The 24,634-nt window shown below is 63.3% G+C and carries 23 protein-coding genes and 1 rRNA gene; 16 read left to right on the forward strand and 8 right to left on the reverse strand.

The features are described from left to right. Window positions 1–171: 171 nt before the first annotated feature. Window positions 172–288, forward strand: a 5S ribosomal RNA gene (rrf, locus tag IEY62_RS08035). Between the two features lie 260 nt (window positions 289–548). Here the strand turns inward: rrf and IEY62_RS21650 are convergent. Next, window positions 549–1,607 (reverse strand): hypothetical protein, encoded by a 1,059-nt coding sequence (locus IEY62_RS21650; protein ID WP_229785145.1) that lies wholly within the window; start codon window positions 1,605–1,607, stop codon window positions 549–551. A gap of 6 nt (window positions 1,608–1,613) precedes the next feature. Here IEY62_RS21650 and IEY62_RS21655 point away from each other — a divergent pair, with 6 nt between their 5' ends. The 9 genes from IEY62_RS21655 (at window position 1,614) to xerD (ending at window position 10,898) form a co-directional block, all read left to right on the forward strand. Further along, entirely contained in the window at window positions 1,614–2,438 is an 825-nt protein-coding gene (locus IEY62_RS21655) for a tetratricopeptide repeat protein (RefSeq protein WP_229785146.1), read from the forward strand. Next, window positions 2,431–3,417, forward strand: a complete 987-nt coding sequence (locus IEY62_RS08045; protein WP_189015792.1) for an HAD-IIA family hydrolase — start codon at window positions 2,431–2,433, stop codon at window positions 3,415–3,417. Before IEY62_RS21655 ends, IEY62_RS08045 begins: the two co-directional genes overlap by 8 nt. Window positions 3,418–3,426: 9 nt before the next feature. After that, window positions 3,427–3,741, forward strand: a complete 315-nt coding sequence (locus IEY62_RS08050; protein WP_189015794.1) for a hypothetical protein — start codon at window positions 3,427–3,429, stop codon at window positions 3,739–3,741. Between the two features lie 3 nt (window positions 3,742–3,744). Beyond that, the gene (locus IEY62_RS08055; RefSeq protein WP_189015796.1) at window positions 3,745–4,557 is read left to right on the forward strand and encodes a TlyA family RNA methyltransferase; all 813 of its coding nucleotides are present in this window, start codon (window positions 3,745–3,747) and stop codon (window positions 4,555–4,557) included. 13 nt (window positions 4,558–4,570) lie between these two features. Then, the gene (locus IEY62_RS08060) at window positions 4,571–5,602 is read left to right on the forward strand and encodes an NAD kinase (RefSeq protein ID WP_189015798.1); all 1,032 of its coding nucleotides are present in this window, start codon (window positions 4,571–4,573) and stop codon (window positions 5,600–5,602) included. Between the two features lie 3 nt (window positions 5,603–5,605). Then, window positions 5,606–7,345 carry a DNA repair protein RecN gene (gene recN, locus IEY62_RS08065; protein ID WP_189015801.1) on the forward strand — a complete coding sequence of 580 codons (1,740 nt, stop codon included), beginning with the start codon at window positions 5,606–5,608 and terminating at the stop codon, window positions 7,343–7,345. Window positions 7,346–7,499: 154 nt separating this feature from the next. Next, on the forward strand, window positions 7,500–9,245 hold the full coding sequence (locus IEY62_RS08070; RefSeq protein ID WP_189015803.1) for a CTP synthase: 1,746 nt from the start codon (window positions 7,500–7,502) through the stop codon (window positions 9,243–9,245). Between the two features lie 28 nt (window positions 9,246–9,273). Then, window positions 9,274–9,936, forward strand: coding sequence for an NUDIX domain-containing protein (locus tag IEY62_RS08075; protein WP_189015805.1), 663 nt, complete (start codon window positions 9,274–9,276; stop codon window positions 9,934–9,936). Between the two features lie 2 nt (window positions 9,937–9,938). Beyond that, window positions 9,939–10,898, forward strand: coding sequence for a site-specific tyrosine recombinase XerD (xerD, locus tag IEY62_RS08080; protein ID WP_189017204.1), 960 nt, complete (start codon window positions 9,939–9,941; stop codon window positions 10,896–10,898). A 59-nt stretch (window positions 10,899–10,957) separates the two neighbouring features. Here the strand turns inward: xerD and IEY62_RS08085 are convergent, their stop codons facing one another. Continuing rightward, entirely contained in the window at window positions 10,958–11,725 is a 768-nt protein-coding gene (locus IEY62_RS08085; RefSeq protein WP_189015808.1) for a hypothetical protein, read from the reverse strand. 56 nt (window positions 11,726–11,781) lie between these two features. Here IEY62_RS08085 and IEY62_RS08090 point away from each other — a divergent pair, with 56 nt between their 5' ends. Then, the gene (locus IEY62_RS08090) at window positions 11,782–12,279 is read left to right on the forward strand and encodes an 8-oxo-dGTP diphosphatase (protein ID WP_189015810.1); all 498 of its coding nucleotides are present in this window, start codon (window positions 11,782–11,784) and stop codon (window positions 12,277–12,279) included. A gap of 75 nt (window positions 12,280–12,354) precedes the next feature. Here IEY62_RS08090 and IEY62_RS08095 read toward each other — a convergent pair whose 3' ends face one another. The 6 genes from IEY62_RS08095 to IEY62_RS08120 all read right to left on the reverse strand — a co-directional run bounded on the left by IEY62_RS08095 (window position 12,355) and on the right by IEY62_RS08120 (window position 19,092). After that, on the reverse strand, window positions 12,355–13,494 hold the full coding sequence (locus IEY62_RS08095; RefSeq protein WP_189015814.1) for a bifunctional 2-methylcitrate synthase/citrate synthase: 1,140 nt from the start codon (window positions 13,492–13,494) through the stop codon (window positions 12,355–12,357). 75 nt (window positions 13,495–13,569) lie between these two features. Next, a complete protein-coding gene (gene prpB, locus IEY62_RS08100; RefSeq protein WP_189015818.1) occupies window positions 13,570–14,475 on the reverse strand; it encodes a methylisocitrate lyase in 906 nt (301 codons plus the stop codon). Then, entirely contained in the window at window positions 14,476–15,996 is a 1,521-nt protein-coding gene (locus IEY62_RS08105) for an MmgE/PrpD family protein (protein WP_189015821.1), read from the reverse strand. A 22-nt stretch (window positions 15,997–16,018) separates the two neighbouring features. Further along, window positions 16,019–16,660 carry a GntR family transcriptional regulator gene (locus IEY62_RS08110; protein ID WP_189015824.1) on the reverse strand — a complete coding sequence of 214 codons (642 nt, stop codon included), beginning with the start codon at window positions 16,658–16,660 and terminating at the stop codon, window positions 16,019–16,021. A gap of 75 nt (window positions 16,661–16,735) precedes the next feature. Then, a complete protein-coding gene (locus tag IEY62_RS08115; protein WP_189015827.1) occupies window positions 16,736–17,449 on the reverse strand; it encodes a response regulator in 714 nt (237 codons plus the stop codon). Beyond that, complete coding sequence (locus IEY62_RS08120) at window positions 17,446–19,092, reverse strand: sensor histidine kinase (protein WP_189017207.1); 1,647 nt, start codon at window positions 19,090–19,092, stop codon at window positions 17,446–17,448. The genes IEY62_RS08115 and IEY62_RS08120 overlap by 4 nt, the downstream gene beginning before the upstream one ends. Before the next feature lie 138 nt (window positions 19,093–19,230). On the opposite strand from IEY62_RS08120, the gene IEY62_RS08125 reads away from it, so the two are divergent. From IEY62_RS08125 to IEY62_RS08145, 5 genes are all read left to right on the forward strand, one after another. Next, window positions 19,231–20,577 (forward strand): cation:dicarboxylate symporter family transporter, encoded by a 1,347-nt coding sequence (locus tag IEY62_RS08125; RefSeq protein WP_189015830.1) that lies wholly within the window; start codon window positions 19,231–19,233, stop codon window positions 20,575–20,577. Between the two features lie 253 nt (window positions 20,578–20,830). Next, window positions 20,831–21,730 (forward strand): ParA family protein, encoded by a 900-nt coding sequence (locus IEY62_RS08130; RefSeq protein WP_018779251.1) that lies wholly within the window; start codon window positions 20,831–20,833, stop codon window positions 21,728–21,730. Between the two features lie 6 nt (window positions 21,731–21,736). Then, complete coding sequence (locus tag IEY62_RS08135) at window positions 21,737–22,621, forward strand: segregation and condensation protein A (protein WP_189015833.1); 885 nt, start codon at window positions 21,737–21,739, stop codon at window positions 22,619–22,621. Further along, on the forward strand, window positions 22,614–23,270 hold the full coding sequence (scpB, locus tag IEY62_RS08140) for an SMC-Scp complex subunit ScpB (protein WP_189015836.1): 657 nt from the start codon (window positions 22,614–22,616) through the stop codon (window positions 23,268–23,270). Before IEY62_RS08135 ends, scpB begins: the two co-directional genes overlap by 8 nt. A 152-nt stretch (window positions 23,271–23,422) precedes the next feature. After that, entirely contained in the window at window positions 23,423–24,634 is a 1,212-nt protein-coding gene (locus IEY62_RS08145) for a pseudouridine synthase (RefSeq protein ID WP_189015838.1), read from the forward strand.

Raw genomic sequence — 24,634 nt, forward strand, 5'->3', positions numbered from 1 at the left:
ACACACAAAACACTGCACGCGTCCACTATGTGGTTCCCGAACAACAACCATTGTTCCCAGGAACCAACACATAACTACATAACAACCAAGCACCACAGTTGTAACCCAAAACTTCCCACCCGGAAACCCCCCAGCACACCACTGGGAACCACCCGGGACGGGTAACAGAGTTACGGCGGTCATAGCGTGGGGGAAACGCCCGGTCCCATTCCGAACCCGGAAGCTAAGACCCACAGCGCCGATGGTACTGCACCCGGGAGGGTGTGGGAGAGTAGGACACCGCCGGACAACCATTAGCCAAGAGCCCCAACCCCCCAAAAGGGTCGGGGCTCTTGCCATTTAACAAACCAACACCACTAACACCCAACCCAGAAGCCGGACAGGCCAGCGCCCAACCGCGCTCACGAGCCTTCGTGCTTGTGAGACTTGCCACGGGTGTCCCAAATAGGGGTTCCACGTTCGGGAGTGATGGCGGGGTCGAATAGAATTGAATGAGATATACGAGTCGGGAGCTTCGGGTCTCCGGCGGCGTGACAACGAAATAAGGGTTATGAGCGACTACGCACGCGCCAGTGGTCGGCTCGCAACAGGAGGAATCCACCATGGCTGAGCACAACGGCGGCAATCGCGGCGGCAATCGCGGAAACTTCGGCGGGAACCGGGACGAACGCGGTTCGTACCGCCCTAACAATAACTCCGGCGGAGATCCTCGCGGATTCCGTTCCAGGGAAAACCGGGACAACAACGATCGTCCGGCTCGTGATGGCGAGCGTCGTCCGTTCAACAACGATCGTGGAGATCGTAAGCCGTTCGGTGATCGTCCGGCTCGTGATGGTGAGCGTCGTCCGTTCAACAACGATCGTGGAGATCGTAAGCCGTTCGGTGATCGTCCGGCTCGTGATGGTGAGCGTCGTCCGTTCAACAACGATCGTGGTGACCGTAAGCCGTTCGGTGATCGTCCGGCTCGTGATGGTGAGCGTCGTCCGTTCAACAACGATCGTGGAGATCGTAAGCCGTTCGGTGATCGTCCGGCTCGTGATGGTGAGCGTCGTTCCTTCGGTGGTGACCGTGATCGTAAGCCGTTCGGTGACCGTCCGGCTCGTGATGGCGAGCGTCGTTCCTTCGGTGGTGACCGTGATCGTAAGCCGTTCGGTGACCGCCCAGAGCGTGGCCCGCGGAACTTCGATGGTCCTCGTCGTGATGGCGATGACCGCCGCCCCTTCAACAACGATCGTGGAGATCGCAAGCCGTTCGGTGACCGTCCGGCCCGTGATGGCGAGGGTCGTTCTTTCGGTGGCGATCGTGATCGCAAGCCGTTCGGTGACCGTGGCGATCGCCCCGCCCGCGGTGACCGTGATCGTAAGCCGTTCGGTGACCGTCCGGCCCGTGATGGTGAGCGTCGGTCCTTCGGCAGCGACCGCGGCAATTCCTGGGAAGAGCGTCCTGCCCGGGTGCCCAACGCCAAGGACATCCGCAGCGCCAACCGACCTGACCGCGAACGTTCCCCCGAGATCGACGATGACGTCACGGGCAAAGAACTGGATCGCGCCACAGGACACCAGATCAAGACACTCGAAGAGCAGAGCGCAGGCTGGGTCGCGAAGCACCTGGTCATGGCCGGCCGCCTGATTGACATTGAGCCGGAGTTGGCTTTCCAGCACGCCCTGGCTGCAAGCCGCCGCGGTGGCCGTCTCTCGGCTGTTCGTGAAGCCGTGGGCCTGACTGCCTACGCTGCCGGCCACTATGGCGAGGCACTGCGGGAATTCCGTACCTACCGTCGCATCAGCGGATCCAACGTGCATCTGCCGGTGATGGCTGACTGCGAACGTGGCCTTGGCCGCCCGGATCGCGCCTTGGACATGGTCCGTTCCCCCGAAGCCCAGGATCTTGACGCCCCGGGCAAGGTGGAACTGGCTATTGTGGCCTCCGGTGCACGCACGGACCTGAAGCAATTGGATGCTGCTGTCAGCGAGCTTGAGATCCCGCAGTTGGACATCAACCGGGCGTTCTCCTACAGCCCCCGCCTCTTCCGCGCGTACGCCGAGGCATTGAGCGCTGTGGGCCGCACCGAGGAAGCTGACAAGTGGGCACGTCAGGCCCTCGTGGCCGAAAATGCTTTGGGTGTGGGCGATTTCGCTGAGCCTGAGATTCTCGATCTCGGCTGGGATGAGCAGGAAGAAGAAGCCGCACGCAGGCCGCGCTTCAAGACGCCGGCCCCGGAGGCCGACGTCGTAACGGCAGAAGGCGCGACGGCAGAAACCGAGACGGTCATCGTGGAAGCCGCAGCGGCAGACGTTGAGCACGATGACGTTGAACTCGATGACGTTGAATCTGACTACTTCGAGTCGGATGACGCCGAGTCGGACGTTGACTCGGTCGAGGACGAAGAAGAGCACAAGGAAGCAGACAACGAGGGTACCGACTCCCAGCATGGCTGATTCACTGATCTCAAGGTTTGATGCTGTCCTGTCGGACCTGGATGGCGTGGTCTACGCTGGACCGCACGCTATTCCGGGTGCCATCGAAGCCCTGCAGCGGTTGCAGTCCGTAGGCGTTGGCCTGGGTTACGTCACCAACAACGCATCCAGGACCCCATCCCAGGTTGCCGCGCACTTGCGCGAGCTCGGTGCGCCGGCCGAGGACCATCAGGTAGTCAGTTCCTCGCAGGCAGCAGGGGAGCTCCTTGCTTCCATGCTGCCTGCGGGGGCGCACGTCCTCATCACCGGCAGTGCGGCGTTGGCCCATGAGATCGAATTGGTGGGCCTCAAACCGGTGCACAGTGCCGCGGAGGCCCCAGTAGCCGTCGTCCAGGGGTTCAACCCGGACATCGGTTGGAAGGACCTGGCCGAGGCATCGTACGTGGTGGCCGGAGGGGCCATGTGGTTCGCCACCAACACGGACATGTCCATCCCGCAGGCACGCGGCATGGCGCCCGGCAACGGAACCCTCGTTGCCGCCGTCGCTGCCGCCACGGGGAAGTCTCCCTTGGTGGCCGGCAAACCGGAAGCGCCGTTGTTCCATGCGGCAGCCAAGCGGCTCAAAGCGGACCGGCCGCTGGTGGTGGGCGACCGCTTGGATACAGACATCCTGGGCGGGAACCGTGCAGGATTTGCGACGGCGGCCGTCCTCACCGGTGTTGACACTACCCACACCATCCTGGCTGCGAGGACCGACGAGCGTCCCGACTATCTGCTGGCGAACCTTGAGGACCTTTACGCTCCGTATCCCGCGATTAACGACGACGGCGGCTCGTTCCGTTGCGGGGCGGCCTCGGCGGTTGCCGAAAGCGGCACGGTGACGGTGACTGGTGACGCGGGCGACCTCGACGCATGGCGCGCCGCGTGCGCGGCATGGTGGGCCGCTGTCCCGGACGCCCCGGCAGCGCAGGCGCCGCAGTTGGAATGGCGAACTCACTAGACTGGTGCGATGACCGTGCCCAACAGCTCCCCGGTGCCCGGGACGCCCCTGTCCGAGACAGATGAGAGCCAAAAGTCCCAACTCCCCGGGCAGGGGACGCCCGACTCCGGGCCCCTTGCCGTCCAGTGGCCTGACCACCCCGAGGCTACCGTGGACGCCCTTGTCGACAGGGCCCTCGGCCGGCTGGAGGGTGTCCGGGAAGCACCCGTAGCAGAGCACGGTGAACTGTACGCCGGCATTCATGACTCCCTCTTGGCGGCTTTGGACGCGGAACCGGGTCTCCCGGCAGCGCCAAGGCCCATCACTCCGGAAGGCGACAGCTAACGCATGGCAAGACTCGATCAGGAACTCGTCACCCGCGGGCTGGCGAGGTCCCGTACCCATGCGGCCAAACTCATCAGTGACGGCAAGGTTAGTTCAGCAGGCAATGTGCTCGCCAAGGCTGCCCTGCAGGTCGACACTGAGACTGAGCTTTCCGTCGAAGCCCATCTCGAAGACATCTACGCAAGCCGGGCCGGCCACAAACTGGCTGGTGCGCTGGAGGCGTTTCCCGCCGTCGCGGTGGCAGGGAAGCGGTGCCTCGACGCCGGTGCCTCCACCGGTGGTTTTACCGATGTGCTGCTCCGGCAAGGCGCCGCCCGGGTGGTGGCGGTCGATGTCGGGCACGGACAGTTGGTGCCGCACCTTCGGGACGATCCGCGCGTGGACGTCCATGAGGGCCTCAATGTCCGGTATATGACGCCGGAGCAGATCGGCGGCACGGCCGCGCTGACGGTTGCGGACCTGTCCTTCATCTCGCTGACACTTGTGGTGGCACCGTTGGCGTATTGCACCGATCCCGGTGGGGACCTGGTCCTGATGGTCAAACCCCAGTTCGAGGTTGGCAAGGAGCGGCTGAGCCGGACCGGAGTTGTTTCTTCCGAGAATGAACGACGCCGGGCAGTTACCCAGGTTGCCCGCGCTGCGGTTGATTCGGGGTTGGATCTTCGGGGCCTTGCGGCCAGTCCCTTGCCGGGCCAGGACGGAAATGTTGAATACTTCCTGTGGATGACGCGGCGGATGTCCGCTGCGTTGCCTAAGATCGAAGAGCGGGACGAGCACGTTGCTGCGTTGTTGAAGAACCTCTGGCCAAACCACTAGAAAGCAGAACCCGATGAGCAGGCGTGTACTTGTCCTTGCCCACACTGGGCGGGAGGAATCGCTCCGCGCTGCATGGGATGCCTGTACGCAATTGCACTCGTCAGGTTTGGTTCCTGTGCTGCAGAAGTCCGAACTTGCAGATATTGAGCGGTTTTTCGGTGCCCTGGACACCCCGATTGAGATCTTGAACGACCACGTCAGCTTGGAGGACGTGGAACTGGTCATGGTCCTGGGCGGCGACGGTACCATCCTGCGCGCCGCTGAGCTGGTCCGCGAGGTCGATGTCCCGCTGCTTGGGGTGAACCTTGGGCATGTGGGCTTCCTGGCCGAAAGCGAACGTGCTGACCTCGCCCAGACGGTGGAGTGGATCGCGAGCCGCCAATACACGGTGGAAGAACGCATGACCATCGATGTCCAGGTGTGGATCAAGGGCCAGAAGATCTGGCACACGTGGGCTTTGAACGAGGCGGCGATCGAGAAAGCCAACCGGGAGCGGATGCTGGAGGTCGTGACGGAAGTGGACGAGCGTCCCTTGACCTCCTTCGGCTGCGACGGCGTGGTGATGGCTACCCCCACCGGTTCCACGGCCTACGCTTTCTCGTCGGGCGGACCTGTGGTGTGGCCCGAAGTTGAAGCACTCGTGATTGTCCCCATCAGCGCCCATGCACTGTTCGCCAAGCCCCTGGTGGTGTCTCCACGCTCCAAACTGGCGGTTGAAATCATGAACCGGACAGATGCGCTGGGTGTTCTCTGGTGCGATGGGCGGCGCTCAGTCGATCTGCCGCCTGGCGCCCGTGTGGAAGTAACCCGGTCAGCCACCCCCGTGCGGCTTGCCCGCACCCACAAGACGCCGTTCTCGGCCAGACTCGTCCGCAAATTCGAGCTTCCCATCCATGGCTGGCGTGGTCCGGCCCCCCGGAGCGGCGAAGTCCACACAGGTCCCATCCCGGTGATCCGGACCTTGTCTCCGGCTCCCTTGCCCAGTCCGCGGGATGTTGAAAGTCCCCAGGACGGTGAACCTTCCGACCCCACGAATGCGAAGTGAACCATGCTTGAAGAACTCCGAATCCGTGACCTGGGCGTCATCACCGACGCAGCACTGCCGCTGGGGCCCGGCCTCAGCGTCGTCACGGGCGAGACCGGTGCCGGCAAGACCATGGTGGTGACCGCCGTCGGGCTTCTTCTCGGTGCCCGATCAGATGCCGGTGCCGTCCGGAGCGGCGCCAAGTCCGCTTCCGCTGAGGCCGTGTTGAAGCTTGATCCCGCGCACAGCGCTGTACAGCGGGCCAAGGAGGCCGGTGGAGACGCAGAAGAGTTCGACGGCGTGGCTGAACTCCTGCTGGCCCGCACTGTGGGTGCGGATGGGCGCAGCCGGGCCTACGTTGGCGGGCGCGCGGCACCGGTAGGGGTGCTGGCTGAGCTGGGGGAGAGCCTGGTGGTTGTCCACGGACAATCGGACCAGATCCGCTTGAAGAGTGCCACTGCACAGCGCCATGCTTTGGACCGCTTTGCGGGGGCGCCCCTGGCCAAAATCCTCGGGGAGTACCAGGAGAAGTACAACCACTGGAAAGCAATCCAGTCGGAGCTCGAGACTTTGCGCAGGGAGGCCCGCGAACGCTTGCGCGAGGCTGAGTCGCTGGACGCGGCCCTCAAGGAAATTGACGAGGTGGACCCGCAGCCCGGCGAGGACGAGACCCTCAAAGCCGAAGCGGTGAAGCTGGCCAATGTCGAAGAGCTCAGGCTTGCTGCTGCAGCGGCCCACGAGTCGCTCATTGCCGAGGAATTCGGTGAGTCGGGAGACGCCACCACCATGGTGGATGCGGCGAAGCGGACACTGGAGCATGTTGCCGAGCATGACGAAGAGCTGCGCTCAGCTGCCACCCGGCTGGCGGAGGTGGGTTTTCTTCTGAACGACATCGCAGCGGAGCTGTCCAGCTATCAGGCGGCGCTCGATACGGAAGGCCCTGAACGGCTTTCCGAAATCGAGGACCGCCGTGCGGCCCTGGCCAAGCTGATCCGCAAGTATGCGCCCAGCATTGACGAGGTACTTGAGTGGGCCGCCACAGCCAGGACCCGCCTGGATGAGCTTCAGGATGACTCCAGCCGCATTGAAACCCTCGCCACGGATGTGGCCGCCACGGAGGTGGCACTCCGCAAGCAGGCCGCGGCCATCAGCAAAGCACGCGCGAAGGCTGCCAAGGACCTGTCAGGGCGCGTGAGTGCCGAACTCAAGGCACTGGCCATGGCCGATGCAACCCTGGTGATCGAGGTGGAGAGCACTGATTCATTGGGTCCGTGGGGAACCGACGAGATCGCCTTCCTCTTGCAGCCGCACTCAGGAGCGCCTGCCCGTCCCCTTGGCAAGGGAGCCTCGGGAGGTGAACTGTCCCGGGTCATGTTGGCCATCGAAGTTGTCCTGGCCGCGGTGGATCCGGTTCCGACCTTCGTCTTCGATGAAGTGGACGCGGGCGTGGGCGGCCGTGCCGCCGTCGAAATCGGACGTCGGCTGGCCATGTTGGCACGCCACGTTCAAGTGTTGGTGGTTACCCACCTGCCGCAAGTGGCGGCTTTCGCTGACCAGCACATCCGTGTAACCAAGACCTCGGTGCGGGGTTCGGACGGCAAGACGGCCACGGGCTTCACTTCCAGCGATGTGCAGTTGCTCAGTGACGACGAACGCGTCAAGGAGCTGGCCCGTATGCTGGCAGGTCAAGAAGATTCCGAGTCCGCGCAGGCCCACGCCCAGGAACTGCTGGATGATGCTAAGCTCCTGCCGCAGCGCGCCTGATGCCGTAGCGGTGCGGTGCCGTGCCCTGCGGAATCGAATGCGAGCACCATCACATCAACCGGCTTTTGGCCGCCCGGCTCTTGATTGAAACCCGGTCCTGGGCAACTATTGACCATTTGGGGAATCCGAACAGGACGCTTGGAAGGCGTAATTGATGATAAGCTCGAATTCCGTGGTGCAGCGATCAAATTCCCGTGTAAATTCCCGGTTCCCGGGCTCGTCCAAGACGACCAAACACATCTTCGTCACCGGTGGTGTGGCGTCCTCGCTCGGTAAGGGTCTGACGGCTTCCAGCCTCGGCCACCTGCTGCGGGCACGCGGTTTGTCTGTAACTATGCAGAAGCTCGATCCCTACTTGAATGTGGATCCGGGCACGATGAACCCCTTCCAGCACGGCGAAGTATTCGTGACGGATGACGGCGCCGAAACCGACCTCGACATCGGACACTACGAGCGCTTCCTTGACGAAAACCTCGAAGGGTCGGCCAACGTCACAACGGGCCAGATCTACTCCACTGTTATTGCCAAGGAACGTCGCGGCGAATACCTCGGAGACACTGTCCAGGTCATCCCGCACATCACTGATGAAATCAAGCGACGCATGCGTCTGCCGGCCGAAGGCAAGAATGCTCCGGATGTCATCATTACCGAAATCGGTGGCACCGTGGGTGACATCGAGTCCCAGCCGTTCCTGGAATCGGCCCGCCAGGTCCGCCAGGACGTGGGACGCAACAACGTTTTCTTCCTGCACGTTTCTTTGGTGCCGTACATCGGTCCTTCCCAGGAACTGAAGACCAAGCCGACGCAGCACTCCGTGGCTGCCCTTCGCTCCATCGGTATCCAGCCCGAAGCCATCGTGATCCGCTCGGACCGTGAAGTGCCCGAAGCAATGCGCGAGAAGATCGGCCGCATGTGCGACGTCGATATCGACGCCGTGGTTAACGCTGCAGACGCCCCCAGCATTTACGACATCCCCAAGACTTTGCACTCGCAGGGTCTGGACTCGTACATCGTCCGTGCGTTGGACCTGCCGTTCAAGGACGTCGACTGGAGCAAGTGGGACAAGCTGCTTGAGGCTGTCCACAACCCCAAGCATGAAATCGAGATCGCCCTGGTGGGCAAGTACATCGACCTGCCCGACGCGTACCTCTCGGTGACAGAAGCCCTCCGCGCCGGTGGGTTCGCCAACGAGGCCAAGGTCAAGATCCGCTGGGTACCGTCGGACGAGTGCGAGACCCTGGCCGGTGCCACCAAGTCCCTGGCCGGCGTCGACGCCATTTGTGTTCCCGGCGGCTTCGGCATCCGGGGCCTTGAAGGCAAGTTGGGCGCTTTGAAGTTCGCCCGCGAATCCAAGCTTCCGGTCCTGGGTCTGTGCCTTGGCCTGCAGTGCATGGTGATCGAGTACGCCCGCAACGTGGTCGGCCTTGAAGGTGCTTCCTCCAGCGAGTTCGAGCCCGACTCCAAGTACCCGGTCATCGCCACGATGGAAGAGCAGCTGGACATTGTTGATGGCAAGGGAGACCTGGGCGGCACCATGCGCCTTGGCCTGTACGAAGCCAAGCTGGACGAGGGTTCGGTCATTGCCGAGACCTACGGCACCACAACTGTCAGCGAACGTCACCGCCACCGCTACGAGGTCAACAACAAGTACCGTGACCAGATCGCGGCAGCAGGATTGGTCTTCTCCGGTACCTCTCCCGACGGCAAGCTGGTGGAGTACGTGGAGCTTCCCCGGGAAGTGCACCCGTACTACGTGGCAACCCAGGCGCACCCGGAGCTCAGCTCCCGCCCCACGCGCCCTCACCCGCTGTTCGCAGGTCTGGTGAAGGCTGCCCTGGAGCGTCGTGAAGGCACCTCCGTTGCCACCAAGACCGGCGACCGCACGGTAGCAGCCAAGTAAACAGCAAGCACTAACGAAGGACGGCGCGATGCCCGGTATTTCTGAAACCCCCCGCACATCAAGGCAGGTTTCGGACATGCCGAGCCCGCGCCGTCTTTTGTCTACCAACAAGGTTTACGAGGGACGCATCTGGGATGTGGTCAGTGACTCGTTCCAGCTCAGCGAGGGCACGGACACCCTGGTCCGTGACTACATCGACCACCCAGGCGCAGTAGCGGTGCTCCCCATGAATGTTGACGGGGAAATCCTGCTGTTGAAGCAATACCGTCACCCCGTGGGCATGGACCTCTGGGAGATTCCGGCCGGCCTGCTGGACGTGGAGGGCGAGGATTTCGTGGTGGGTGCTGCCAGGGAACTTGCCGAGGAAGCTGACCTTGTGGCGGCGACGTGGAATGTCCTGGTCGATTTCTTCAACTCGCCGGGCTCCTCCAGCGAGGCCGTGCGTATCTACCTGGCGCGCGGGTTGCGGGACGTTCCCGAAGCCGAGCGCCACGTCCGCACGGACGAGGAGGCCGAGATCGAACTCCATTGGGTTCCGCTTGAAGAAGCGGTCAAGGCCGTCCTGGAGGGGCGCCTGCACAACCCATCGGCTGTGTTGGGTATCCTTGCCGCAGCAGCCGCGAAGGCCGATGGATTCACCAACCTGCGTCCTGCCAACGCGCCGTGGCCGGCACACCCGAGCCAGCGCTGAGCATGACCGAGGCCGCTACCCGACCCATCAACGGGATTGACCGTGCGGTCACGGACTACCTGCAGCACGTAGGCGTGGAGCGTGGTCTGGCGGCGAACACCTTGGCTGCCTACCGCCGTGACCTGGCGCGATACTCCAGGTTTCTGGCAGCGCAGGGCGCGGAGCGGCCCGGAGACATCACCCGTCACCACGTGACAGCCTTTGTCCAGGCGTTGTCCGACGGTTCGGACGGAGGCGCTGTCCTGGGCGTCCGCTCGGCGGCACGGACTGTGGTTGCCGTCCGTGGACTCCACAAGTTTTGGGCCTTGGAAGGGACCACGACGGCGGACCCCGCCAGCGACGTCCATCCGCCCATGCCAGGGAAACGGCTTCCGAAAGCCATCAGCGTCGGCGAAGTGACTCGCATCCTGGAGGCAGCAGGTTCGGATACGGCGACAGGTCTCAGGGACCGGGCGCTTCTTGAGTTCCTATACTCCACCGGGGCCCGCATCAGCGAAGCCGTCGGGCTGGACGTGGACGACGTCTCGTTGGAGAACCCTGAAGCCGGACCGGCAATCGTGCGGTTGTTCGGCAAAGGTTCCAAAGAGCGGTTGGTTCCGCTGGGATCATTTGGTGCCCGCGCCGTCGGAGCTTATGTTGTCCGCGGCCGTCCCTTGCTGGCCTCCAAAGGCAAGGGCACCCCGGCGCTGTTCCTCAATGCCCGGGGAGGCCGGATCAGCCGGCAAAGCGCATGGACCATTCTGAAAACGGCTGCGGAGAGGGCGAACATCACCAAGGATGTCTCGCCGCACACCCTCAGACACTCGTTCGCCACGCACTTGTTGGAGGGTGGGGCTGATGTCAGGGTGGTGCAGGAGCTGCTGGGCCACGCATCGGTGACCACCACGCAGGTGTACACGCTGGTGACGGCCGATACCCTTCGCGAGATTTACGCTGCAGCCCACCCCCGGGCGCTCGGCTAGAACGCCCGGCTGGAACGCCCGGCTGGAACCCTCTGAGCAGGCACTTCGCCGGTAGCAGGCTAGTCCAGAACGTTCAGTGTCAGTTCAACGGCGTCCACGAAGACCGCCAACAGGGATGTTCCAAGTCCTGCCACCAGCAGCAGTCCCGGATGCGCGAGTCCCACCACCACGCGTTTCAGCCGGGGACGACCCCGCAGGAATTTCTTGGGAACCCGCGTCTTGACCGGCACTTGCCGCCAACCGCGCAGCCGCCGGAGAAACCAGGCACACCGCACAATGAAGGCCATCCAAAGGACCGAGAGCACCAGGGGAACGGCCGCCAGAATGAGGTTGAAGCCGAGGGCAGTGACTTCCTTCTCCGAGTCGCCGATGACGGACTGGACAGTGGTGGAGATGGACGCGCTCATTACCACCGAAGCGGCCCACACCATGAATGCTGCAACGAGTGCGAGGAACCGGACGAAGAAGTGGCCGAGGACTGTTGCATCCACTGCACGGAGATGGCTGCGTGGGGTGGCATGCAGCACCACAAGCGTGGAAATCAGCGTAGGCAGCGCGGCCATCAGGACCAGCAGGTACCAGGTCCATCCAGCCAGGTCCACCACTTCGTCCAGGACAATCAGCCCGGCCCACAGCAGGGTCCACGCCCATCCGGCGTACAACGGATGGGCCACCAGCCAACGCGGCAGCCAGGAGTCCCGTTCGGCTTTTGCCTCGGTGCCTTCAACAGTCGCCCCGTCCGCGGCGCTTCCGGCCGTGGACGGCATCCCGCCACCTTCCTCGACGGCGGCCGCTTTGGCGCCCGCGTCACCCCCACCTTCGCTCATGGGCTCACTGTAGCAATGGCGGCAACGGCTGGGGAGATCAGGTTAAGGTAGGCAGCATGACTGCAGCCCCTGTGACCCTGTGCTTCCTGCTCCGCGACGGCGCGGACGGCGAGCACGTACTACTCGGCACCAAGAAGACCGGTTTTGGCCGTGGCAAAGTGGTGGGCGTTGGCGGGCACGTCGAAGTGGGGGAAACCGCGTCCGAGGCTGCGTGCCGTGAGGTCATGGAAGAAATCAACGTGGTGGTTCACGCGCAGGACCTGATTCCCGCAGGAACCGTTGATTTCGTTTTTCCGGCCAGACCCGATTGGAATATGGCCACCACGGTCTTCCTCACCCGCGCCTGGGAGGGCGAGCCGTCCGAGAGCGAGGAGATCGCTCCGGCCTGGTTCCCCGTTGGTCGGCTTCCAGTGGAGCGGATGTGGGCCGATGCCGAGCACTGGTTACCGGCCATGATTTCCGGCCGACGGATCGCCGTGCGCGTCGACCTGGCGGCAGATAACGAGAATGTCGCTGATGTCCACACGGTGGAGTGGGCGGAACCTGAGGCCTAAAGAGAACGACGTCGGGCCGGCCGCCTTTCGGTGACCGGCCCGACGTCGTTCTTCCCGTCTTTCGCGCCAAAATCCCTACGGAACGTGCCGCTCTTCCGGTCCGTTGTATTCGCTCAGCGGGCGGATCAGGGAGTTCGACGCCACCTGCTCCATGATGTGGGCGGTCCAGCCGGTGATGCGGCTGGCGACGAACAGGGGCGTGAACGTCTGGGTGTCGAAGCCCATGAGGTGGTACGTGGGTCCGGCCGGGTAGTCAAGGTTGGGCTTGATGGCCTTGGCCTCGTCCATGGCCTGCTCCAGACCGTTGTAAAGTCCAAGCAGTTCAGGTCGTCCGTAGTGGGCGATCATCTTGTCCAGTGCGGCCTTCATGGTGGGCACGCGGGAGTCGCCGTGCTTGTAGACGCGGTGACCGAAGCCCATGACCTTCTTCTTCTGCGCCAGGGCGTCTTCCATCCACGTCTTCGCCCGGGAGGCGGCCTCTTCGAGGGATTCCTCGCTGCGGATACCGATTTCGTCGAAGGTGTGCATCACGGCCTCATTGGCGCCACCGTGCAGCGGGCCCTTGAGTGCACCGATGGCTGCGGTGACGGCTGAGTGCAGGTCCGAGAGCGTGGAGGTGACTACGCGGGCGGTAAAGGTGGAGGCGTTGAAGGAGTGCTCTGCGTAGAGAATCATCGAGACGTTGAAGGCCTCCACTACCTCGTCCACGGGATCTTCGCCGAAGGTCATCCAGAGGAAGTTTGCCGAGTAGTCCAGCTCCTCGCGGGGTTCCACGGGTTCCTGGCCGTGGCGGCGGCGCTGGTCGTAGGCAACGACCGCGGGCATGGCAGCCCACAGGTCGATGGCCTTCTTCATGTTTGCCTCGGGCGATGAATCCTCGGCCAGCTCGTGCCGGGCGCCGAGCACGGACGCGGCTGTGCGGCACACGTCCATGGGGTGTGCTGTGGTGGGCAGGGCATCGATAACCTGCTTTACTACCGGGTCCAGCGCGCGGCCGGCGCGCTCGCGGGCTGTGAACTCGGCCAACTGTGCCTCGTTGGGCAGTTCCCCGTTCCACAGCAGATAGGCGACCTCTTCGAAGCTGCACTTGGCGGCCAGTTCCTGGACCGGGTATCCGCGGTACAGCAGGGAATTGGTGTCCGGGTTGACCTTCGAGACGGCGGTGTAGTCAACCACGACGCCGGCGAGGCCCTTTTTGATGTCAACAGCGGCCATGCTGCTCTCCTTCGTTCATAGTGCAGGGGCCGGGTAGATCCGGAGTGCCTGCTTTCCCCTTGATTGATCCGGAACCTAGCGGACGCCAGGAACCTGGAAGTTGAAAACGCCGGTATCGAATTTGTTGTATGCCTCGTAGTCGACGAGTTCGTAGAGGCGCGCACGCGTGAGCATGTTTTCCACTTGCGCTTCTTGGGTCCCCGCAGCCTTAATCGATTCCAGAGTACGCTCTGCAGCGCCCATGGCAATGCGGAGGAGGGTGACGGGGTAGATGACCATATTCACGCCGACGGTTTGGAGTTGGGCAACGGTGAAGAGGTCGCTTTTGCCGAACTCGGTCATGTTGGCCAGGATGGGCACGTCAACGGCGTCGCGGATGGCCTGGAATTCTTCCAGGGTGGCCATGGCTTCGGGGAAGATTGCGTCTGCCCCGGCGTCCACCAGTGCTTTGGCGCGGTCTTGTGCGGCCTGGATTCCCTCGACGGCGCGGATGTCGGTGCGGGCCATGATGAGGAAGTTCGGGTCGCGGCGTGCGTCTGCTGCGGCGCGGATGCGTTTGGTGGCGGTGTCGGTGTCCACCACGTTTTTGCCGTCCAGGTGTCCGCAGCGTTTGGGGTTGAATTGGTCCTCGATGTGGCAGCCGGCCAGGCCGGCGTTTTCGAGTTCCTGGATGGTGCGGGCCACGTTCATGGGTTCACCGAAGCCGGTGTCCGCGTCCACCAGGGAGGGCAGGTCCGTCATGCGGGCGATCTGCCCTGCGCGGGTGGCTACTTCGGTGAGCGTGGTGAGTCCGATGTCGGGCAGGCCGAGGTCGTTGGCGAGGACGGCGCCGGAGATGTAGACCCCGGCGAAGCCTTTTTCCTCGATCAGCCGGGCCGAGAGCGGGTTGAAGGCTCCCGGGAATTGCTGCACGGTCCCGGAGGCCAGCAGCTCCCGCAGCTTGAGGCGTTTCTGTTCGGGGGTGACTTTGGAGTACAGCATTTAGAACAGTCCCTTGGGTGCGTTGTTGAGGTCGATCACGCCGGGTGCTGCGGTGATGTTGAGTTGGTCCAGTTCGCCCTCGCCCAGTTCGGTGACGCGTTCGACGGCGGCGAGGAACCTTTCGATTTCGGCGTCCTCCACGAGTCCGGCAGCGAGGGTGCGGAACTTGTTGATGTATTGCTCGCGGGCGAACGGGCGGGCACCGAGGGGGTGGGCGTCGGCCACGGCGATCTCGTCCGTGACAACAGACCCATCCGTGAGTGTGATGACAACAGTGCCGCCGAAGGCCTTCTCCGCGATGTCCAGGGAGTGGTAGCGGCGGGTCCATTCCGGGTCTTCAACGGTGGTGACCTTGTGCCAGAGTTCCACCGTGTCCGGGCGGGCGGCGCGTTCGGGGGCGTAGGAGTCCACGTGGTGCCAGGCGCCGTCCTGCAGGGCGACGGTGAAGATGTACGGGATGGAATGGTCCAGGGTTTCGCGGGACGCAGTGGGAGAGTACTTCTGGGGATCGTTCGCGCCGGAACCGATCACGTAGTGCGTGTGGTGGCTGGTCTTGATCAGCACCGACTCCACGTTGGCCGGGTCCGTGGTCTCCGGGTGCTCGCGGTGGAGCTTGCGGGCGAGATCGATCCACGCCTGGGCCTGGTACTCGGCGGAGTGTTCCTTGGTGTAGGTGTCCAGGATGGCGCGCTTGGCTTCACCGGGCAGCGGCAACGGAACCTCGTAGGAGGAGTCCGGGCCGTCGAGCATCCAGGCGATGACGCCGTCTTCGCCTTCGTAGATCGGCACGGGGGAGGTCTGGCCGCGCATGGAGCGGTCCACGGCTTCCACAGCCATTTTGCCCGCGAAGGCCGGGGCGTGGGCCTTCCAGGTGGAGATCTCGCCCTTGCGGGACTGGCGTGTGGCCGTGGTGGTGTGGAGTGCCTGGCCCACGGACTGGAAGATCGTCTCAACATCCAGTCCCAACAACGTGCCGATGCCGGCGGCGGCGGAGGGGCCCAGGTGGGCCACGTGGTCGATCTTGTGTTTGTGCAGGCAGATGGCCTTGACCAGGTTCACCTGGATTTCGTAGCCGGTGGCGATGGCACGGACCAGGTCGGCGCCATTGGAGCCAACGTGCTGGGCCACTGCCAGGATCGGCGGGATGTTATCTCCCGGGTGGGAGTAGTCCGCAGCCAGGAAGGTGTCGTGGTAGTCGAGTTCACGGACGGCCACACCGTTCGCCCACGCTGCCCACTCGGGGGAGACCTGCTCGCTGATACCGAAAACATGGGCACCCTTGCCGCCGGTGGAAGGGCCGTGAGTGAGGGCCTGCGCGCGGGCCGCGACGATCGGTGCCCGGTTCAACGAGGCGATGGCCACGGAGGCGTTGTCGATGATCCGGTTGATCACCATGTCGGTGACCTCGGGGGTTACTTCGACGGGGTCGGCGGCGACCACGGCGATCTTGTGCGCCAGCTGCTCCTCACGGGGCAGGTTCTCTTCGCTCTTGTAGACACGGACGTGGTTGTTCTTGACCATTATGCTCCTTCTGGTGGGACGTTCAGCCAGCTGTTTGAGCGGCTTTGAGGTGAGTGAGGCTGCGGTGCAGGTGAACCATCGTGGCGGCTTCGGCCAGGCGCGGATTGGCGGTGGCGATTGCTTCGGCGATGGCGGCGTGTTCGGCGGCCGCTGCCTGGAGTCTGGCGGTGTCGTCGGCAGCCAGGCGGCGGACCCGGGCCAGATGGACCCGGAGGCTTCTCATGGCGTTGGCCATATACACATTGGAGATCGCGGCATCGATGGCTTCGTCCAGTCGGCCCACCAAGGCGTAGTAGTCGTGCCTGGCTGGATCATCGTCGCCCAACAACGTGGGAGCCAGAAGGAGTTCCGCATGCAGTTCCGAGAAAACACCGGGCTCGCCGCGTTGGGCGGCGAGGGAAGCGGCCCTTACTTCCAGGGTTTCGCGCAGTTCGAACAGTTCGTCGATGCTGTCCAGTGAGATATCGGTGACGACGACGCCGCGGCCGCCTGCCGCCGTCGTCAGCCCTTCCGCAGTGAGTCGCCCCAGCGCTTCCCTGACCGGCGTGCGCGACACCCCGAGGCGTTCGGACTGCTCCACTTCCGCCAGGACAGTACCCGGGCGCAGGCGCCACTCGAGAATGTCCTCTCGGAGGGCCGTGTAAGCCCGATCACTTGCGCGCATGCCCTCAGTGTATACATTGATGGCCAGCTATACCAGCATCAGGAGCAATGATCGGCGGTTTGTATACATTGCCTCCTAGTTGCGGTTCCACCCATACTCGTTCTCCGGGCGGCCCGGAGTACCGTAGCGCGGCGCGCGGGTCACTGTTCCGGCGTCGGCCAGATACTCCAGATACCTGCGGGCGGTGACCCTGGACATGCCCAGGGCGTCCATGACTTCACTAGCGGAAACGGGATCCTCCCGTCCCCTCACCAGGTCCTTGACCGACTCGAGTGTGGAGCCGGACAAGCCCTTGGGCAGCGGCAGCTCCGTCGGAGCCCGGAGGCTCGCAAACGCCTGGTCAACATCACTTTGTGATGCGCCGGCTTTGGAAATACCGGACAGCGAACCCGCCAACTGTTCCCGGAACGTCCGGTAGCTGCGCAGTTTGTCCGCGAAGGTAGCGTAAGTGAAAGGCTTGATGAGGTACTGCACGACGCCGATGGATACGGCACTGCGGACAATGTTCAGTTCACGGACGGCTGTGATGGCGATGATGTCGGCAAAGACACCTGCAGAGCGCATGCGCCGCGCGACGTCGAGCCCATGCAGGTCCGGGAGGTTCATGTCCAACAGGACCAGATCCACGGGGGAGCCTGACGCTGCGAACTCGCCGAGGATGCGCAGGGCCGATTGTCCGTCGGGTGCTGTTCCCACCAGGGTGAATCCGTCCAGGCGGCCGATGTAGACGGAGTGGGCATCCGATGCGATTGGCTCGTCCTCCACAACCAGGACGCGGATGTCTGTCATGCCTTCTCTTCCTCGGGAACCGGCGAAGGCAGCACAACATGGAACTGTGCACCGCCCGGATTGCTGATGGTCATCGTACCGTTCAGCCGCTGGACAGCCTGCCGCACCAGTGCAAGGCCCACGCCCCGGCCGTGCGCGCCACGGGAGTTTCCCTCCGCAGACTTTGTGCTGAATCCGTACTGCAGGACGTCGTCGATCGAACCGGGGTCGATGCCGGCGCCGGAATCACGCACGGTGAATTCGACGGCGGTGGGACCGGCGTCCACGTCCATCTCCACCTGGCGGGGGAATTCCCCGGCTGCCGCGGCATCGATCGCATTGTCCAACAGGTTACCCAGGATGGTGACGAGGTCCTGGATCTCCAGTCCGCGGACACCGCCGCTCCCTGATGTCCTGACCACCAGTTCAACACCGCGCTCGTGCGCTTCGGCCGCCTTGCCCATCACCAGGGCGCTCATGACTGGCTCATCTACCGAGGCCACCATGTCATCAGTGAGCTGTTGGCTGAGTTCCAGGTCCTTGGTGGCGAAGTCCAGGGCCTGCGGAGTCCGGCCCAGCTCCAGCAGGGAGACGATCATATGGAGGCGGTTGGCATGTTCGTGGGTCTGGGCACGCAGGGCATCTGAGAGTGTCTTCATGGTTTGCAGTTCCGTACCCAGGGATTCGATTTCGGTGCGGTCCCTGATGGTGGCCACAGTTCCATAAACCGCTGGCTTCTGACGGCTGCGCGCCGGAACGGGTCCCACCGCCGGAGCCTGGTTGATCACCAGGATGCGGGAGCCGGTGAGGTGGATTTCGTCATGGGCGGGCCGGCCGGACTCCAGCAGTGCCCGCAGGCTGCCTTCGATCGGCAGCTCGGCAAGCTTTGGTGCCGCGGTGGGTGACCTGTCGGCGTCGGAAGGCTCCAGTCCCAACAGTTCCGCCGCCTGGTCGTTGTACATCACGGCCTTGCCGTGGGTGTCGAGGAGAATCAGGCCTTCACGCACTGAGTGCAGGACCGATTCGTAGTAGGCGAACAGCTGTGCCAACTGTTCCGGCCCCCAGCCGCGGGTGACCGAGCGAAGGTATCGGCCAAGGAGCCAGGCAGCAAATGACCCAAAAGCCAGCACCACCAAAGCAATGCTGCCAATGACGCCCAACCGTTCAGCAACGTCGGTGTCCACTGTACGGACCGTAACCCCAGCAGCAACCAAAGCCTTGATGGATCCATCCGGTGCCCTGACCGGTGCAATGGTCCGGACCGAAGGGCCCAGGGTCCCGGCGGTGACTTCCGTGAAAGTTTCGCCGCGCAGCGCGGGCTCGATTGTCCCGATGTAGGGCTTGCCGAGCTCCTCAGTCCTGGGGTGGGTCCACCGGGTACGGTCCGGGGCCATGATGGTGATGAAATCGGCGTCGGCATCGTGCATGACCTTCAGGGCATAGGGCTGGAGAGTCTCCGACGGGTTGCTGGTGGCGGCCGCCTCCAGCACCAGGGGATTGTTGGCAATCGATGTGGACAGGGCAAGCATCCGCCCGCCGGCGTTGTCGTAGGCCCTGTCCCTGGCTTCAAGTACGGAAAACGTCCCGAAGACCGCCGTCATCACCAGGACGAACAATAAGTTCGCGACGAACAAACGCCGGGCAATGCTCCAGCTGTGAAACACATGGACCTCCATGACCAATATGACCGCAACGGTGATGTATGTCACCAACGGCTCAATGATGGATATCACACAAGGGCAGCGGATTGGACATCAGTGCAGGACCGCAGCGCCTTACACAGTATCCAGAAGGAGAATCCCATGACCTCTCAACGAGGAGAGTCGGCAACAGCTGCCAAAAGTGGACGCAAGGGGCTCGACAAGTCGCACTACCTGTACATCGCCGTCATCCTGGCCGTAGTACTTGGCGCTGTCGTTGGCCTCGTGTTCCCGGAGGTCGGAAAGTCACTCAAGCCGCTGGGTGACGGCTTCATCAAACTCATCAAGATGATGATCGCCCCCGTAATCTTCTGCACCATTGTCCTTGGCATCGGGTCGATCGCCAAGGCTGCGACCGTTGGCAAGGTCGGCGGGCTCGCCTTGGGCTACTTCGTAGCGATGTCGACGTTCGCGCTCGCCATCGGCCTCGTGGTCGGCAACCTCATCCACCCCGGTGAGGGACTCAAGCTGACCCCTTACGACCCCAACAAGAAGGCTGCAACGGACAGCACCGTTGACTTCCTCCTCGGCATCATCCCCGGCGACATCCCCGTCCTGCCCACGCTGCTTGCTGCAATCCTGGTTGGCTTCGCGCTGCAGAAGATGGGCAAGCAGGGCCAGCCCATCCTCACTGCGATCGGCCACGGGCAGCGACTGGTGTTCCGCATCCTCATCATGATCATGTGGCTGGCCCCCGTGGGCGCATTCGGTGCGATTGCCGCCGTCGTCGGTGCAACGGGTGCCCAGGCCATTCTGAGCATGTTCACCCTGATGCTGGCCTTCTACATCACCTGTGCCCTCTTCATTGTGGTGATCCTGGGAACGTTGCTCCGCGCAGTGGCCGGCGTGAACATCTTCCGTCTTATGAAGTACCTGGCCCGTGAATACCTGCTGATCTTCTCGACGTCTTCCTCCGAAGCGGCCCTTCCCCGCCTCATCGCCAAGATGGAACACCTGGGTGTCTCCAAGCCGGTAGTTGGCGTGACCGTCCCCACGGGCTATTCCTTCAACCTGGACGGCACGGCCATCTACCTGACCATGGCCTCGCTCTTCGTTGCCAACGCCATGGGCACTCCGCTTGACCTCGGCGCGCAGATCTCGCTGCTGGTCTTCATGATCATCGCCTCCAAGGGAGCCGCAGGCGTGACTGGCGCCGGGCTGGCCACCTTGGCCGCCGGACTCCAGGCACACAAGCCCGAACTCCTGGGCGGAGTTGGCATGATCGTCGGTATCGACCGCTTCATGTCGGAAGCCCGCGCTCTGACCAACTTCACCGGCAATGCAGTGGCCACGGTCCTCATCGGTACCTGGGTCAAGGAAATCGACAACGGCCAGGTTGAGCGCGTCCTCTCCGGAAGCGAGCCTTTCGACGAGCAGACAATGATGGCCCATGGTGACGAAGAAGCAGTCGCCGCCGACGCTGAAACCCGCAGCAAGGCTGTCGTCTAGCAGCCAAAGCACGGGAACCTTACTGCAACGCCACAGGCCGGCACCATCCAGGTGCCGGCCTGTGGCATTTTCAATTCCCGGACAACCTCCGGATCCCAACCTTCGACCTCAACTAGAGGGTCAAGGCTCAAACAAGGGACAAAGTCAAGTTCCCCGAATTACCGTGTCGGGACATGTAGCCTAAAGGGGTAGTAGCGCTGCGGCCGGGGGTACAGCGGCAGGGAAGATCGTCGTCGAAAGAGTGGTTAGATACGTGAGCATCGAACGGGGAACAGCTACGCTGGAAGGCACCGAGCTCGATCTGGAAGACGCCGTCATGGGGCCAACGGGCCGTCCTTACCGCGAATTCCCGGAACCCGCACCCCTTGCCTCCCACGGGCCGGCGCGAGTCATCGCCATGGTCAACCAGAAGGGTGGCGTTGGTAAAACGACATCCACCATCAACCTTGCAGCAGCGCTCGCAGAGTACGGACGGCGGGTACTGTTGGTGGACTTTGACCCACAGGGCGCCTTGTCGGCTGGCCTGGGTGCCAATCCGCATGAACTCGACCTCACGGTTTACAACGTCCTGATGGACCGCAAGGTCAATATCCGTGACGCCATCCAGCAGACCGGGGTGGAGGGCGTGGATCTCCTTCCCGCCAACATCGACCTCTCTGCGGCCGAAGTGCAGCTCGTTAACGAGGTAGCCCGGGAACAGGTCCTTGACCGTGCGCTCAAGAACGTCGAAGACGACTACGACGTCGTGCTCATTGACTGCCAGCCTTCATTGGGTCTCCTGACCGTCAACGCGCTCACGGCAGCCCACGGCGTCATCATCCCGTTGATCTGCGAGTTCTTTGCACTGCGCGCAGTGGCACTGCTTGTCGAGACCATTGAGAAAGTGCAGGACCGCCTCAACCCGCGACTGCAGGTGGACGGCGTCCTGGCCACGATGTACGACGCCCGGACCCTGCACAGCCGCGAAGTCATCTCCCGCCTGGTGGAAGCTTTCGGAGACAAAGTCTTCGAGACCGTCATCAAGCGCTCCATCAAATTCGCTGACGCCACGGTGGCGGCAGAGCCGATCACCAGCTACGCCGGTAACCACATTGGTGCCGACGCCTACCGCCGCCTTGCCAAGGAACTGATCTCGCGCGGCGGCGCGCCGTAGCTGACCGTGGGACCGTCACTGGCCCCGGCATCGGAAGCGATCGCCGAACGGGGAACGCCCGACGCCGAGACTTCCGCCGCTCCCAAAGCGGGCTTTGAGGTCCGACTCGCCAACTTCACCGGCCCCTTCGACCTCCTGCTGGGACTGATTTCCAAACACAAGCTGGACATCACCGAAGTGGCATTGGCTACGATCACCGATGAGTTCATCAAGTACATCCGCCGCCTCCAGGAATTGGGGGAGGACTGGGCGCTGGACGAAGCCAGCGAATTTCTGGTGATCGCTGCAACCTTGCTTGACCTGAAGGCCGCCCGCCTCTTGCCCGCAGGAGAGGTGGAGGACGCCGAGGACATTGCCTTGCTGGAGGCCCGGGACCTCCTGTTTGCCCGTCTGCTGCAGTACAAGGCCTTCAAGCAGATCGCCGGGATCATGGGCGAAACGCTGGAGCAGGAAGCCATGCGGTACCCGCGCCAAGTGGCCCTTGAAGCACACTTCGCGGCGCTGCTCCCGGAGCTCGTGTGGCGGCACACCCCTGAACAATTCGGGGAACTGGCAGCCAAAGCCCTCAAGCCCAAGGACTCAACGCCTGAACAAGTGGGTTTGGGCCACCTCCACGCCCCGCCGGTCAGTGTCAAGGAGCAGGCCGGGATCATCGGCTACCGCCTGAAGCTGGGTGCACCGCTGTCCTTCCAAACGCTGATTGCCGACGCCGAAACCACCTTGGTGATGGTGGCGCGGTTCCTGGCGTTGCTGGAGATGTTCCGCGATCGCGTGATCGCTTTCGAACAGCCAGGGCCACTGGCGGAGCTGACGGTGCGGTGGACCGGCGACGACGCGGAATGGGACAGCTCACGGCTGAGCGAGGAATATGAGGCAAGCATCAATGAGTGAAGAAGAAGCGGTCCAGGATGGCCTCGCGGAGCTGGAAGCTTTACCCGGCGGAGCCCGGGCTGCGCTGGAGGCCGTGCTCATGGTCATCGACCAGCCGGCGACTTCCGAAGAGCTGGCCGCCGGCCTCAACGTGACGGTCGCCGTCGTCGAGGATTTGCTGGAGGACCTGCAGCGGGAGTATAGCGGCTATACTGTTAAAGCCCCGGACGTGGATGCTGTCGGCTTTGCCGTTGCCAGCACTGCACCCCGGGGTTTTGAATTGCGGAACGTCGCCGGTGGGTGGCGGATCTATTCACGGTCGGATTTTGCCGACATCGTGGGGAGGTTCGTCCTCGAGGGGCAGACCACCAGGCTCACTCAGGCCGCGCTTGAGACCCTGGCGGTTATTGCCTACCGGCAACCGGTCTCCAGGGCCCGGGTTTCCGCCATTCGCGGCGTTAACGTCGATTCCGTGGTCAGGACCCTGACGCAGAGGGGCTTGATCGAGGACTCCGGGACGGATCCCGAATCCGGGGCTGTCCTGTACAGGACAACCTCGTACTTCCTGGAACGGATGGGCATCGGATCGGTGGCTGAACTGCCGCAGCTCTCGCCGCACCTTCCAGGTTTGGAAGGGATTGACGAATACTACGACGCAAGCCGGATGTAGCCACGTGCTCCTGCAGGCTGTGCGACACAACTTCATACTGAATTTCGGCACCTTATCAAGGTGCACAGCGACAAGGGGCAGACGATGTCTGCCCGGCTGGCTAGTGTTGATTGCAGCACGGAATGCCGGCCATTACTACACAAGGACGGGTCATGACACAGGCGGGACGCCAGAGTTCACCACGTAACGGTTCGGGACGCAACAGCTCCGGACGCAATGAGGCCAAGGGCGGCGCAGGCCGCTCCAACGCAGGCGGCTTCTCCGGCCGCGGCGGCAGCGCCGGCGCAGGCAAGCGCAACTTCACCCAGGGGGAGGGACGCCCCTTCAAAGCTTCGAAGCCCCGCGAGGCTGCGCCCTTCGATCCCGACAATCCCACGACGGCCGGCGACTACGACCGCGGCCAGGCTGCAAGGCCTGCCAAGCCATTCCGCAAGCCCGGCTCCAACAAGCCCGGCTTCGGCAAGGCGCCCGGTACGCCAGGTGCCTTGAAGCCCAAAGCAAAACAAGCCAAGCAATTCGGTTCCAAGGCGTTCGGCAGCGAGCGTTTTGGCCAGAACCTTGGTCCCATCCGCAAGCCGGGCCGCAACCGTGGTCCCCGCCAGGAGGTCCCGCAGTCGGACCTTCACGATGTCGACGGCGTGCGCCTGCAGAAGGTCATGGCCCAGGCCGGAGTTGCTTCCCGCCGTGTCTGCGAGGAAATGATCCTCGAAGGCCGCGTTGAAGTAGACGGTGTGGTCACCACCGAACTCGGAATGCGCGTGGACCCCACGTCCGCCGTGATCCACGTTGACGGCATCCGCATCCAGCTGGACGAAACCCTCGTCTACATGGTGTTCAACAAGCCCAAGGGCGTTGTCTCCACCATGGAAGACCCCGAGGGGCGCCCCTGCATCAGCGACTTCCTCAAGAACAGCAAGAACAAGGGCGAACGCCTGTTCCACGTAGGACGCCTCGACGTCGCCACCGAGGGACTGCTTCTGCTGACGAACGACGGCGAGCTCGCCAACCGTCTGACCCACCCTTCCTACGAGGTACCCAAGACGTACCTGGTCCAGGTACGTGGTCCCTTCCCGCAGGGTGTCGGCGCCAAGCTGAAGAGCGGCGTTGAGCTCGAAGACGGCGTGGCAGCTGTGGACTCCTTCCGGCTGGTTGACTCCACGCCGGGCCACGTCCTGATCGAGGTTGTCCTCCACTCCGGAAAGAACCGCATTGTGCGCCGCATGTTCGACGCCGTCGGGTTCCCGGTTGAACGGCTTGTCCGCGTCAAGGTTGGTCCCATTGGCCTGGGTGACCAGCGCCAGGGCAGCATCCGCAACCTCGGCAGGCAGGAAGTCGGACACCTCCTGGCATCTGTAGGGCTCTAG

This window comes from Paenarthrobacter histidinolovorans, from assembly GCF_014647595.1.
In the GTDB taxonomy this organism is placed as follows: Bacteria; Actinomycetota; Actinomycetes; order Actinomycetales; family Micrococcaceae; genus Arthrobacter; species Arthrobacter histidinolovorans.

Bases quoted from the DNA above. Each gene is read 5' to 3' on its own strand.
- IEY62_RS21655 (WP_229785146.1), top strand. From the start codon at position 1,614: ATGGCCGGCCGCCTGATTGACATTGAGCCGGAGTTGGCTTTCCAGCAC.
- IEY62_RS08045 (WP_189015792.1), top strand. From the start codon at position 2,431: ATGGCTGATTCACTGATCTCAAGGTTTGATGCTGTCCTGTCGGACCTG.
- IEY62_RS08050 (WP_189015794.1), top strand. From the start codon at position 3,427: ATGACCGTGCCCAACAGCTCCCCGGTGCCCGGGACGCCCCTGTCCGAG.
- IEY62_RS08055 (WP_189015796.1), top strand. From the start codon at position 3,745: ATGGCAAGACTCGATCAGGAACTCGTCACCCGCGGGCTGGCGAGGTCC.
- IEY62_RS08060 (WP_189015798.1), top strand. From the start codon at position 4,571: ATGAGCAGGCGTGTACTTGTCCTTGCCCACACTGGGCGGGAGGAATCG.
- recN (WP_189015801.1), top strand. From the start codon at position 5,606: ATGCTTGAAGAACTCCGAATCCGTGACCTGGGCGTCATCACCGACGCA.
- IEY62_RS08070 (WP_189015803.1), top strand. From the start codon at position 7,500: ATGATAAGCTCGAATTCCGTGGTGCAGCGATCAAATTCCCGTGTAAAT.
- IEY62_RS08075 (WP_189015805.1), top strand. From the start codon at position 9,274: ATGCCCGGTATTTCTGAAACCCCCCGCACATCAAGGCAGGTTTCGGAC.
- xerD (WP_189017204.1), top strand. From the start codon at position 9,939: ATGACCGAGGCCGCTACCCGACCCATCAACGGGATTGACCGTGCGGTC.
- IEY62_RS08085 (WP_189015808.1), bottom strand. From the start codon at position 11,725: ATGAGCGAAGGTGGGGGTGACGCGGGCGCCAAAGCGGCCGCCGTCGAG.
- IEY62_RS08090 (WP_189015810.1), top strand. From the start codon at position 11,782: ATGACTGCAGCCCCTGTGACCCTGTGCTTCCTGCTCCGCGACGGCGCG.
- IEY62_RS08095 (WP_189015814.1), bottom strand. From the start codon at position 13,494: ATGGCCGCTGTTGACATCAAAAAGGGCCTCGCCGGCGTCGTGGTTGAC.
- prpB (WP_189015818.1), bottom strand. From the start codon at position 14,475: ATGCTGTACTCCAAAGTCACCCCCGAACAGAAACGCCTCAAGCTGCGG.
- IEY62_RS08105 (WP_189015821.1), bottom strand. From the start codon at position 15,996: ATGGTCAAGAACAACCACGTCCGTGTCTACAAGAGCGAAGAGAACCTG.
- IEY62_RS08110 (WP_189015824.1), bottom strand. From the start codon at position 16,660: ATGCGCGCAAGTGATCGGGCTTACACGGCCCTCCGAGAGGACATTCTC.
- IEY62_RS08115 (WP_189015827.1), bottom strand. From the start codon at position 17,449: ATGACAGACATCCGCGTCCTGGTTGTGGAGGACGAGCCAATCGCATCG.
- IEY62_RS08125 (WP_189015830.1), top strand. From the start codon at position 19,231: ATGACCTCTCAACGAGGAGAGTCGGCAACAGCTGCCAAAAGTGGACGC.
- scpB (WP_189015836.1), top strand. From the start codon at position 22,614: ATGAGTGAAGAAGAAGCGGTCCAGGATGGCCTCGCGGAGCTGGAAGCT.
- IEY62_RS08145 (WP_189015838.1), top strand. From the start codon at position 23,423: ATGACACAGGCGGGACGCCAGAGTTCACCACGTAACGGTTCGGGACGC.